Source organism: Fulvivirga sp., from assembly GCF_040220315.1.
Taxonomy (GTDB): domain Bacteria; phylum Bacteroidota; class Bacteroidia; order Cytophagales; family Cyclobacteriaceae; genus Fulvivirga.
In genome coordinates, this window is record NZ_JAVJUY010000287.1 from 1 (window position 1) to 11,115 (window position 11,115).

Annotated in this window: 13 protein-coding genes; 8 read left to right on the top strand and 5 right to left on the bottom strand. The window is 37.9% G+C overall.

Going from position 1 to position 11,115, the window contains the following annotated elements; genetic code table 11:
• Nucleotides 1–71: 71 nt before the first annotated feature.
• On the top strand, nt 72–434 hold the full coding sequence (locus tag RLO81_RS14360; protein ID WP_350112978.1) for a DoxX family protein: 363 nt from the start codon (nt 72–74) through the stop codon (nt 432–434).
• Here RLO81_RS14360 and RLO81_RS14365 read toward each other — a convergent pair.
• A complete protein-coding gene (locus tag RLO81_RS14365; protein ID WP_350112981.1) occupies nt 422–778 on the bottom strand; it encodes a DoxX family protein in 357 nt (118 codons plus the stop codon). The two genes, RLO81_RS14360 and RLO81_RS14365, sit on opposite strands and share 13 nt — an antisense overlap.
• A 194-nt stretch (nt 779–972) precedes the next feature.
• Nucleotides 973–1,884: a hypothetical protein gene (locus RLO81_RS14370; protein ID WP_350112984.1), complete on the bottom strand. Its 912-nt coding sequence runs from the start codon at nt 1,882–1,884 to the stop codon at nt 973–975.
• Between the two features lie 141 nt (nt 1,885–2,025).
• Here RLO81_RS14370 and RLO81_RS14375 point away from each other — a divergent pair, with 141 nt between their 5' ends.
• Together RLO81_RS14375 and RLO81_RS14380 are read left to right on the top strand one after the other, a co-directional pair.
• Nucleotides 2,026–2,616, top strand: coding sequence for a hypothetical protein (locus tag RLO81_RS14375; RefSeq protein ID WP_350112987.1), 591 nt, complete (start codon nt 2,026–2,028; stop codon nt 2,614–2,616).
• A 218-nt stretch (nt 2,617–2,834) separates the two neighbouring features.
• Nucleotides 2,835–3,281, top strand: a complete 447-nt coding sequence (locus tag RLO81_RS14380; RefSeq protein WP_350112990.1) for a pyridoxamine 5'-phosphate oxidase family protein — start codon at nt 2,835–2,837, stop codon at nt 3,279–3,281.
• Between the two features lie 11 nt (nt 3,282–3,292).
• Here RLO81_RS14380 and RLO81_RS14385 read toward each other — a convergent pair whose 3' ends face one another.
• Genes RLO81_RS14385 through RLO81_RS14395 form a run of 3 tightly spaced genes read right to left on the bottom strand, consistent with a single transcriptional unit; the run spans nt 3,293 to nt 5,829 of the window.
• A complete protein-coding gene (locus tag RLO81_RS14385) occupies nt 3,293–4,255 on the bottom strand; it encodes an MlaD family protein (protein ID WP_350112993.1) in 963 nt (320 codons plus the stop codon).
• A gap of 7 nt (nt 4,256–4,262) precedes the next feature.
• Nucleotides 4,263–5,057, bottom strand: a complete 795-nt coding sequence (locus RLO81_RS14390) for an ABC transporter ATP-binding protein (RefSeq protein WP_350112995.1) — start codon at nt 5,055–5,057, stop codon at nt 4,263–4,265.
• On the bottom strand, nt 5,047–5,829 hold the full coding sequence (locus RLO81_RS14395; protein ID WP_350112998.1) for an MlaE family ABC transporter permease: 783 nt from the start codon (nt 5,827–5,829) through the stop codon (nt 5,047–5,049). Before RLO81_RS14395 ends, RLO81_RS14390 begins: the two co-directional genes overlap by 11 nt.
• A gap of 160 nt (nt 5,830–5,989) precedes the next feature.
• On the opposite strand from RLO81_RS14395, the gene RLO81_RS14400 reads away from it, so the two are divergent.
• The 5 genes from RLO81_RS14400 to RLO81_RS14420 all read left to right on the top strand — a co-directional run bounded on the left by RLO81_RS14400 (nt 5,990) and on the right by RLO81_RS14420 (nt 11,017).
• A complete protein-coding gene (locus RLO81_RS14400) occupies nt 5,990–6,613 on the top strand; it encodes an HD domain-containing protein (protein ID WP_350113001.1) in 624 nt (207 codons plus the stop codon).
• A 397-nt stretch (nt 6,614–7,010) separates the two neighbouring features.
• The gene (locus tag RLO81_RS14405; RefSeq protein ID WP_350113004.1) at nt 7,011–7,829 is read left to right on the top strand and encodes a universal stress protein; all 819 of its coding nucleotides are present in this window, start codon (nt 7,011–7,013) and stop codon (nt 7,827–7,829) included.
• Entirely contained in the window at nt 7,822–8,424 is a 603-nt protein-coding gene (locus RLO81_RS14410) for a V-type ATP synthase subunit E (protein WP_350113007.1), read from the top strand. Before RLO81_RS14405 ends, RLO81_RS14410 begins: the two co-directional genes overlap by 8 nt.
• Nucleotides 8,421–9,242: a DUF2764 family protein gene (locus tag RLO81_RS14415; RefSeq protein ID WP_350113010.1), complete on the top strand. Its 822-nt coding sequence runs from the start codon at nt 8,421–8,423 to the stop codon at nt 9,240–9,242. Before RLO81_RS14410 ends, RLO81_RS14415 begins: the two co-directional genes overlap by 4 nt.
• Nucleotides 9,239–11,017, top strand: a complete 1,779-nt coding sequence (locus tag RLO81_RS14420) for a V-type ATP synthase subunit A (protein WP_350113013.1) — start codon at nt 9,239–9,241, stop codon at nt 11,015–11,017. Before RLO81_RS14415 ends, RLO81_RS14420 begins: the two co-directional genes overlap by 4 nt.
• The last annotated feature ends 98 nt before the right edge of the window (nt 11,018–11,115 follow it).

Here is an 11,115-nt window from a genome sequence, read left to right on the forward strand (position 1 = left end):
AACAATTTACATACAGTGTAAACATCCTACACCATCACTCTGTTAAGGGTGTGTAAACCAAAATTAATTTCATGTATTATTTAGAAATTGCATTAAAACTTATTGTAAGCCTTAGTATTTTAAATGTTTGGCTGCTAAGGGCAAACAAATCTACCCCCTACAGAGGTGGTAAGGCCAATAGTATAAAAGAAGAGTTTGCTGTCTATGGTTTGCCCGGCTGGTTTGTGGGCGTCATTGGTGCTCTCAAAGTAGGGCTCGCATTAGCATTAATTGCTTCTATCTGGTTTTTTGTGCTAGAGATGTATGCTGCACTCGGCATTGCATTTTTAATGTTTGGAGCGGTAGCAATGCACATTAAAGTGAATGATCCAATTATAAAGGCTTTTCCTGCGGCACTTTTTCTGCTTTTATCTTTGGCTATTTATTTCATTTGAAGTTGTAAGGCAAAAGCATAGAATAAATACGCATTAATAACCATAAATGCGAAAGACGGCACTGACTCCTTAAAAGGGTCATTAATCTTTAAACGGGTAATAAATCCTAGTAACATTAAAATTGATAACCCAAAAGTGGCCATCATCCCTAAGAGAGGTAGTTTCAACCCCATAAAAATACCTAATGCTCCTGCCAACTGTAACAAACCAGTAATTATTCGAAGGCGATCGTTCAATCCAAAACGTATAAACTCGCTCATCATTTTGTTAGAAAATAAACAAGTCAATCCGTAATAAAAAAAGGCGATTGCAGTAAAGCTTGCTAGCCAAAAAGTGTATTCCATATAGTTACAACCTGCCTATTCGATTTTAGTTTAATGTGGACCGTAGATTCATACTAATGTTAAAATTTCTCTCACATTAGGCATCGAACATTATAAACTCACTGGGTGTACCGATACTTTATTCGGTTAAAATGAATTCACTAAATTAATATTCAATATTTGCTGTGCTTTAAGCTAGTACCTGAAGTCAATTACTATACTTTTAACTTTTTATCACTTAGTTTAACGTATTGCTTATTTACAAGCAGTATCAACACACCAAATGAAACAGCCACTACAATAAGTAAATTGTTAACAATACCATCAATACTGAAGGAAATCCGAATCAGAATGGTTGAAATGATGAAGCCTGAGTTTCTAATAAACAGATGAAATTTAGTAGTGTGAAAGAATGAAAATAGCAGGAGCAAAACGTCTGTTAATATGAGTAAGGTAAAGAACTCATCAAAGAAAATGTTGTTAACATTCATAAACTCTATGCTTTCCGGATTATCAGTAGTAAGTATTGTAAACAATTCTATGAGCCAAACTGATAAACTGTAACATGCCATTATCACAATGATAGGAACCAATAAAGTGGCCATTGCTTTTTTTCTGGCTATAAAATGTTGTACCTGCTCGGGGAGGTTTTTTATCTTCTTTGTTACTTTTTTATCGTTGAGCCTGTGAAATACATAAATCAGGGCAAATAGGAGGAGAGCAGTTATAATGTCGTAAGTAAAAAGTAAATCATATTTGTCTTCAAACCAATTGATTGATAAATCGAGATGAGCAATATCCTTGAAAATGCGCCTTATCACGATTAGAGTAATTATTTCATACTGCTTGGCGATATAATCGGAAGTGGATTGAGGTATATGATATACCAATAAGTAAACTTCAAACAGTAGTATAAATGAGAATGGGGTGTAAATAGCAGAAATAGGATTGGTAAGAAGTTCCGATTCTATGGGTAGATGTAACAGGTCTAAATTGACTAATCCGATTAATACCAAATGTAAAACAAACGAGGTAATGGAGATCCAAATGATTATTTTTTCTGCCCGTTCCTTTATCTCCTCTGAAAGTAGGGATTGATAAAGCCCATTGAATTTGCTGTTATTCACTAATATCCAACAAAGAAATGCCTTAATTGTTAACCGTAGAAAAACCAGATGTATGCGATAGATACGCAAGCGAATACCCGGCAACGATTTTTTACCCTAAAAATTATAATTCATTAACGACCAAACCAAAAGATGAAATCCATGGCTACGATCATCAGACTGCTTTTAACAGTAACGCTTTACGTGTTATTCATAAGAACTGAAGCACAGGAGTATGAGCCTGGCTATATCGTATTAAATAGTAAGGATACTGTTTTTGGTTTTGTGAAGGACCGCACTGAATCACGGCTTTTTGAAAAGATAAAATTCAAAAATGAAGCAGGTAAGGTGAAGCGTTACAGCGCTTCTGATATTCTGGGGTATAAAGCAGGTATAAATCACTATGAATCGCTTTGGTATGCAGAGGAAAGCCAATTTTTTAAATTTAGCTACTACAACAGGCCAGAATATGGAGAAAAGGTATTTTTAAGAGTGTTGGCTAAAGGATACTTATCTTGTTATGCCAAAGAATTTGTGCATGATGATAACGATTATCCTGACGAGTTTGAACTCTTCTTGCGCCAGGGCGAAACTACCATGCAGCGCGCCACACAAGGAATCTTTGGTCTAAAGAAGAAAAGCCTGAGCAAATACTTCTGGGATTGCCCAAAACTGGTGGAAAAAATAAACAACCTAGCAATAACCAATCCTCTGGATGTAGTTACATACTATAATGAGTTTTGCAGCAGATAGCATTTAAAATAGCATCGATTTTTGAGCGAGGATATACTAGTTTTTGGCTATGTGAGCCTTGTAGTGATATGAGTTGAATCAAATTACATGTTGACGCTGCTCATAGTGTATCGTCTATTTAAATAATATCTTCATGTTTAATAATGCTATTCCCTTTTCATAGTATGTGAAAACTATTTGGATAGAGATAGCCATCATGCCAATAAATTATTACCGTTATGCTTGGAACCTTAAATAGAAAACAAATAGACAATGTACTTCATAGCCAAGTGGTAGGAAGGTTGGGCTGTTATTCAGACCGCGTTTATGTTGTTCCTATCACCTATGCCTATGATGGTGATTACATCTATGGACATACCATTGAAGGCCTAAAAATTCGTATGATGCGCAACAATCCCAACGTATGCATTGAGGTAGAGCAAATTGAAAATTTAGCACATTGGCAGACAGTGATTCTTTGGGGCACTTATGAGGAATTGAAAGGTGACAATGCAGAAGATGCCTTACAACTTTTGATTAATCGCACCCAGCCGCTCATGACTAGTGAGACAAGCCGGCCTAAGCACGGACTAGACCGTGCTGGCGGCATGAGGCGCACCGATAAAAGAACCATCACATTTCGCATTAAGGTAGAACAAGCCACTGGACGCTATGAAAAGCGATAGAATGTCTAAAATCAATTGCCTTTTTCTTTTTCCAGCTTTTTAAAATAGCCTTTCAGGAGCCAGTGGTGTTGTAACGCCTCCATGCTTTCATCAAATTTAGCAGTTCCTGTTTTTACCTTTTCCATTGATTGCTGCAGGTCTGCATTAAAGGTACTATCACGAAGTATTGTGTTGATAGCATTCTGGTCCTTCTGTTCTAAAAGTTGATTGAGTTGTTGCGAAGTTTGATACAACTCTTCCGTTGATTTTTCGATATTTTCCACTGCATGTGCTATACGACCTGTATAAGTGGTGTCCATTAATAAAGTATTTACAAGACCTTCACCTTTTTTCCATCCATCTACCATAGCATGGAATTCATTTGTTACGGAAGCTGCATTGGCGGCAGTTAAATGAATATTTTTAAGCGTAACCTTTAAGTCTTGCGCTAGCAGACTGTCCTTCATTAGCACACCAACAGCTCCTTTGCCACGATTCACTCCTTGTGTAATTGCCAACAACTCTTCAATGAGCAGGGCAAGGTTTTCATTGGAGCTATTCAGGGTATTGATGATGTCATCAGTTTTTATTTTCTCATAACTGACAATCATATCACCATCTTCAACGGTCGGTTTCTGGCTATTGCCCGGATCAATATTTACGAGCATATTTCCCATTAAGCCATCCGAGCCTATGGTTGCAATGGCGTCTTTTTTGATAAATTCCTGCACCTGTTCTTTAATCACCATCACTACCCGTATTGTAGAATCATCCATGATGCTGATATCTTCTACGGTGCCTACATTAATGCCTGAGAACCGTACATTATTGCCCGGCTGCAACCCATTTACCTGTTTAAAATTGGCATGGAGTCGAAAGTTTTTACTAAAAAGGTTCTGCCGATTACCTATACTGTAAATGCCTATGATCAAAATTGCGAGACCAGTCATCACAAATATTCCTAGTTTAATTTTTGTAGTTGTGTCTTTATCCATAGCGATATTATTTAAAAAATGCCTGTACTTCCGGGTCTGTTGAATTAATCAGTTCATTATACGTTCCCTCAATGTAATTAATTCCATCTATCAGAAGCACAATTTTGTTGGCGGCAATCCTTGCGCATTGTACATCATGTGTAATCATAATAGATGAGGTCTTATAGTTATTCTGGATTGCCAAAATCAAGTGGCTTATTTCTTTCGAGGTGATTGGGTCTAGCCCGCTGGTGGGCTCATCATAGAATATAACCCTGGGGCTAATAATCAATGTTCTGGCCAAAGCCACGCGCTTTTTCATTCCACCGGATAATTCTTCCGGCATCAGGTTTTCAGTGCCAGCCAAACCAACGCTATCTAATACTTCTGCAACCTTCTTTTGAATAGTTTCACCTTTTAATCTGTCTTTATGACGCCTTAGTGAAAATTCAAGATTTTCCCTTACCGTCATGGAGTCATACAACGCACTGCCTTGGAATAGGAAGCCAATATCAGTTCTGAGTATATCCAGTTCTTCCTGTGATAAACCTGAAATATTTTTTCCTAGCACTTGTGCCATGCCCGAATCGTAGGGCAGGAGCCCCACAAGGCATTTTATTAGTACCGATTTTCCAGATCCTGATTTACCTAAAACGGCAACTGTCTCACCAGAATATACTTTCAGATTAAAGCCTTTGAGTACATGGTTATCACCGAAGCTTTTTCTCAGGTTTTCGATTAGAATATCGGGCACACCTGCATAATCTTGGAGAGGTTTATCTTCTGTTTTCTTTGTTGCTATATGCTTACTATCAGAGCTCATAGAAAATGTCTGCAATTAAAACGGCAATGAAATCAACAATAAAAACAAGCATAGAAGACAATACAACGGCTGTGTTAGCAGCTTTACCAACACCTTCGGTTCCTTTTTTTGAATAATATCCCTTATAACAACCTACAATGCCTATTACAAAACCAAAGAAAAAGCATTTGGTTAATGCCGGAATGATATCCCCGAAACGCAAATAAGCAAATACTTGCCTAAAATAAAGCTCCCAACTTACATCGCCTTTGGCATGCTCTACCAACCAAGAGCCAAAAAGCGCAACCGAATCCGCCATGATCACTAAAATGGGTAGCATAAGCGTTGCAGCCATTACCCTTGTTACTACTAGGAATTTAAACGGGTTGGTACCTGATACCTCCATAGCATCAATTTGTTCTGTTACTTTCATAGAACCAAGTTCAGCACCAATGCTTGAGCCTATGCGCCCGGCACAAATTAAAGCGGTGACCATCGGCCCTATTTCACGCACAATGGCGATACCTACCATCGATGGCATCCACGATTCTGCACCAAATTCAATGAGTGTGGGCCGGGTTTGCAAGGTAAGTACAAGACCCATAATAAACCCTGTGGTAGCTACCAGGGTGAAAGACTTGTTGCCAATAAGAAAACATTGCCTTAAAAACTCTTTAATCTCAAAGGGAGGTTTAAAACCTACCTTAAAAAACCTCCATGAAAACTGTGCAAGAGAGCCCGTTTCTTTAAAAAACTCCTTAAGGGAAATAGGTAATAGGTTAAGTATCATCATACAGTTTATATAACTAAATTTAGAGCTAATAAAATGATATTGGTCTCATAGACATCATCATGAAAGTTGATTTTTATCATATCTAACGCACTTCGAAAATGGCTTTTGGAGCATAATTAAGATACCATTTGACGCTGCTGATTCGTAAAACATATACAGCATGGAGCACTTAAGAGCTATCTGGAATGAACTTACATCAGGTTACACCAGCAATAACGCACTGGTGGATACGATGTGGTTTGACATTGAACGAAGGTATTGCGGTAAAAACAGGTACTATCATAATCTTTCACATTTGGAATATATGGTAGAGAAAGCAATAGTGTGCAAACAGCATCTTACAGACTTTGATATCATTATGTTTTCAATCTTTTATCATGATATTATCTACAACATTAGCCGAAAAGATAATGAGGAAAAAAGTGCCGACTTTGCCGTGGGGCAATTGAACAGGCTAGGGGTGTCTATCGAGAGAATAGCCAATTGTAAGCGTCAAATCCTTGCCACAAAGGAACATGCGACTGATAAAGACGAAGACACTAACTACCTTATCGACTTCGACCTGGCCATATTGGGAGACACCCCGGAAAAGTATCAAAAATACACCGATAACATAAGGAAAGAATATTCCATCTTCCCCAACTTCCTTTATAAAAGGGGAAGGAGAAAGGTTATCGGACATTTTTTAAGTAGTGACAGAATATTCAAAACTGCTATGTTCTACCAGCATTACGAGCAACAGGCACGAAAAAACCTAGCCATGGAATTAAAAAAATTAGTTTAAATGGCATGCATAATCACCCATTGGCCAACGTGTTTCTTGTTCCTTTATTTTCTTCTTATTTCTTGGCATTATCTGAGTCTTCGCCTCAATAAGTTCATTGGGGCAGGTCTTTTGACTATCGCTAGTTATCAGTATTGGTGGGAGGAAAGCTGTTAAGAATGTCAATAAAATGCAATTAATAGTATTATGGTTATCTAAAGAAATACCGTCAGTTTATAACTCATAAAGTTCATTGATATCTATCATAAATATTATTGATAATCATTCATAATTTATTAATCAAATTAAGCGTAAAATGTAGTCATAAAGACAGCGGAGTTACATTCAATCAACAATTAAATAATAGCATTAAATACCAGTCATTAGTTATTCTATATGACCACATTGCACTTACACTATGAAAACAATACTATTTCCAACAGATTTTTCCGAAAGAGCCAATAAAGCACTTGATCAGGCCATTTTTTATGCCCAAGTATTCAAGGCAAAAATAATCATCTACCATACCTATCATCGCGATGCCTCTAATCAACACAGTGATAGCAAATTAGCTGTTGAAACGGGCATCGACCATAAATTCAAAAAGTTGTTAAAGGACAATGAAGGGTTGGCAACATTGGAACATGAGTTTCATAAGGAGCTTGGCGTTACCTACGAAAAAATACCCAAATTCGCTCACGACATCAATGCTGATTTAATCATTATGGCAACAAAGGGTGCCAGTGGGTTTGATGAGTTATGGGGTACAAAAACGGCTGCCATTGTTAAAAGGGTGGCTATTCCTATTTTGGTGATTCCTGATAATACCACTTTGAAGCACATCAAAAAAGTAGGTTTAGTCAGCGATTACAGTAAGGAAGTAGACTATCACAGTCTGGATTATTTACTCGATATTCTCAAAGTGATGAATTTGGATATTGACGTGATTACGCTCAACAGAAGCGAAAAGCCAATGAATAAAGAGGAAATGGCTTATAGGCTACTCGTAAGAAAAAAATTGGAGTCTGTGCCGAGTACTTTTCATTTCACTTTTAATAACAATGTGGATAAAGGAATTATAGACTATTCAAAATCCAATGATATAGGCATGATAGCCATTCTGCCAAGATCGTATGGGTTCATAGAGACTATATTTCATGATAGCTTAACTGAAAAAATGCTCTTCAGAAGTCCAATACCTTTACTAATACTTAAAAGCAGAAAGAGCTATGAATAATCTTGAAGCACTTACTTCCAAAATATATGAAGAAGGTCTTGAAAAGGGACATGAGGAATCTAAAAGGATCATCGCGCAGGCGGAGAAAGAAAGTAAGCTATTAGTAGATAATGCTAATAAAGAGGCAAAAAAAATACTTTCAGATGCTCAGTCGGAAGCGGACAGGATATCAAGAAGCTCTCAAATGGAAATGGAGCTCAAAGCCAAACAGCTAATAAGTGATCTTAAACAAGAGATTGAAAGTATTTTATCCGATAAAATCTTAGCGTCTGCCATTAAGAACAGCTTTGCCGATGAAGACTTTTTAAAGTCAGCGATCTTAGAAGCCGTAAAGAGTTGGAACCCCATTGACGATGTAGAATTAACACTTCCTAAAAGCCTGGAAGAGCAGCTGAAGGCAAAATTTACTTCAAGTATTCGAGCACATTTGCCAAACCTTCAAATAACTTTTGGAGAGCGTTTAAAGAAAGGTTTTAGCATTACTAAAAAATCAGAGTCCTATAAACTCTCTTTCTCGGAAGACGATTTTATAGCTCTTTTTTCACCCTATCTTAGTGACCGAACGCGTTCCTTACTTTTCACTGAAACGAAGTGAGTTATTATTATCTCATATCGAGTCTTGCTGATTTAAGCCCTGATGGAGATAATAAGAACATTGACTACGAAGGAAGTATTGATTTAATAAAAAGAAACTTACTCCCTTCAGATAGGCAGTTATTCAATTACTTGCTGCTGCCAAACGACAACAAGAACTTACTCAATGTATTGTTCTCAAAATTCCATAATATCCCCTATGAAGGCTATATTTTTCCGGCCGTATATAGTGAAGATCAAATAAAAGACTATTCCAAAAACAAAGAGACTTTTGTGAATTATCTGGGTGAATTTATTCAGAAATTCGAAGACCAGTTTACACAGATGTCACCTGCAGCACTGGAAAAAGCCCTAAATCAACTTTTCTTTGAGGAGTTGATCAATCAAGATGAGTTTCTGAGCTCGTATTTCCATTTTGAAAAAGAATTAACGGACCTTTTTGCCTCTTATAATTATTCCCATTTCGACATCTTAACCCTTGAGCCTGAGGTTTCAAATGCACAATTTTTACAACTAGGGAAAGGTAAATCAATTCCTGCAGCACTGCTGCGTAGCTATCCTTACCTAGAAGAAATTAGCGAGGCAGTGGCCGCTCAGCAACCTCAGGAAATTCAGAATCTGAGCAATCGAATAAAGTGGGATTATCTAGAAAATATAAAAGGATTTTTCGGTCGGGAGCAAGTATTTGTATACACATTGAAACTGATGATGGCGTATCAAGCACAATTACTTGATGCTGAAACAGGACTTGCCCGCTTCGAAATACTCAAGGAAAATACTAAAAATAGAATGCAATCACCTCAAACTCAACCCACATGACAGAAGGAAAAGTAGTTGGTGTAGTAGCCAATTTGATATTTATAAAATCTGAAGATGCAGTAACTCAAAATGAGATCTGCCTTGTTCATAGTGAAGGAAAAGAACTTAAGGGCGAGGTTATTCGGATAAAAGATGACATAGCCTATGCGCAGCTCTTCGAATCCAGTCAAACCATAAAAATGGGTTCTAAAGTGGTCTTTACCGGCCAGATGTTGGAAGTAGAACTGGGACCCGGCATACTTTCTAAGCGTTATGATGGTTTGCAGAATGACCTGACTAAGATGGGCGGGTTATTTATTGATATGGGTGAAGCTACTGCACCGCTGGATGAGGATGTTTTATTCTCTTTTAAGCCATTGGTAAAAGAAAATGATATAGTTCAGCCAGGCGATTGGTTAGGGAGTGTTCAAGAAAATTGGATTGATCATAAAATAATGGTGCCTATCAACTTCAAAGGGGTTTTTAAGGTCAAGTCTGTGGCTAAGCATGATGACTATAAAATTTCTGATACCATGGCAGTGCTTATAGCAGATAATGGTGAAGAGCATATATTGACCATGAAGCAAAAATGGCCAGTGAAGCTCGCCATGAAAGGGTTTAAAAATAAGATGCGTCCTTATAAAATATTACAAACAGGACTTAGGGTCATGGACACCTTTAACCCTATAGCAGAAGGGGGAACCGGTTACATACCCGGACCCTTCGGAACTGGAAAGACCGTATTACAGCAGGCCATTGCAAAAAATAGTGAAGCTGATATTGTAATCATAGTGGCTTGTGGCGAGAGAGCAAATGAGGTGGTGGAGATATTTACAGAGTTTCCTGAATTGAAGGATCCGGTAACTGGCAGGAAACTAGATGAGAAAATCACCATTATTTGTAACACCTCCAACATGCCTGTAGCGGCTAGGGAAGCCTCTGTTTATGTAGGAATGACCCTTGGAGAATACTATAGGAATATGGGTTTGAAAGTGCTAATACTCGCAGATTCTACCTCCAGATGGGCGCAAGCGTTGCGTGAGATGTCTAATCGAATGGAAGAACTGCCAGGGCCAGATGCTTTTCCAGTAGAGCTGCCGGCTACTATCGCTAACTTTTACAGCAGGGCAGGGTTGGTAGAACTTAACAATGGACAAAGAGGATCTCTGACATTTATTGGTACTGTTTCACCAGCCGGAGGCAATTTTAAAGAACCAGTGACAGAATCTACCAGTAAAGTAGCCCGGTGTTTTTATGCACTTTCTCAAAAGCGGGCAGATGCCAAGCGCTATCCGGCCATTGATTCACTAGCTTCCTATTCCAAATATATGGACTATCCGGAATTCATAGCTAATTCTGATGCTACCATCCAAAAAGACTGGGCGCAATTGGTTTCTAAGACTAAAGACTTGGTAAGAAACGGCATTGAGGCGCGTGATCAAATTAATATACTGGGAGATGATGCTGTGCCCATTTCTTATCACATCAGCTTTTGGATTAGCGAGCTGATTGACTTTGGTTTGATACAGCAAGACTCGTTCGATGATGTGGATATGAATACGCCTCTAAAGCGCCAGCAGTATATGCTTAACAAGGTAATGGACATAGTAAATACAGCATTCGATTTTTCAAGTTTTGAAGAGGTGTCTGTCTTTTTCAAAAAATTGATTAATCTGATCAAACAGATGAATTATTCTGAATTTGAATCAAAAGAGTTCAAAAGCCACGAAGAGCAATTGAAGGCCATTCTTTCAGAAGAAAAGAGAACTGAAAAAACTGAACTAACTGAAATATGAAAACCAAAGCATTTCAGCGTATTTATACTAAAATAGCCAAGATTACAAAGGCTACCTGTGAAATTAGCGCTACAGGAGCGCGCTATGGAGAACTAGCG

Excerpts from the sequence above, each read along its gene's own strand:
- RLO81_RS14380 (WP_350112990.1), top strand. The coding sequence starts at position 2,835 with ATGCTTGGAACCTTAAATAGAAAACAAATAGACAATGTACTTCATAGC.
- RLO81_RS14390 (WP_350112995.1), bottom strand. The coding sequence starts at position 5,057 with ATGAGCTCTGATAGTAAGCATATAGCAACAAAGAAAACAGAAGATAAA.
- RLO81_RS14395 (WP_350112998.1), bottom strand. The coding sequence starts at position 5,829 with ATGATGATACTTAACCTATTACCTATTTCCCTTAAGGAGTTTTTTAAA.
- RLO81_RS14375 (WP_350112987.1), top strand. The coding sequence starts at position 2,026 with ATGGCTACGATCATCAGACTGCTTTTAACAGTAACGCTTTACGTGTTA.
- RLO81_RS14420 (WP_350113013.1), top strand. The coding sequence starts at position 9,239 with ATGACAGAAGGAAAAGTAGTTGGTGTAGTAGCCAATTTGATATTTATA.
- RLO81_RS14405 (WP_350113004.1), top strand. The coding sequence starts at position 7,011 with ATGAAAACAATACTATTTCCAACAGATTTTTCCGAAAGAGCCAATAAA.
- RLO81_RS14400 (WP_350113001.1), top strand. The coding sequence starts at position 5,990 with ATGGAGCACTTAAGAGCTATCTGGAATGAACTTACATCAGGTTACACC.
- RLO81_RS14365 (WP_350112981.1), bottom strand. The coding sequence starts at position 778 with ATGGAATACACTTTTTGGCTAGCAAGCTTTACTGCAATCGCCTTTTTT.
- RLO81_RS14360 (WP_350112978.1), top strand. The coding sequence starts at position 72 with ATGTATTATTTAGAAATTGCATTAAAACTTATTGTAAGCCTTAGTATT.
- RLO81_RS14385 (WP_350112993.1), bottom strand. The coding sequence starts at position 4,255 with ATGGATAAAGACACAACTACAAAAATTAAACTAGGAATATTTGTGATG.
- RLO81_RS14410 (WP_350113007.1), top strand. The coding sequence starts at position 7,822 with ATGAATAATCTTGAAGCACTTACTTCCAAAATATATGAAGAAGGTCTT.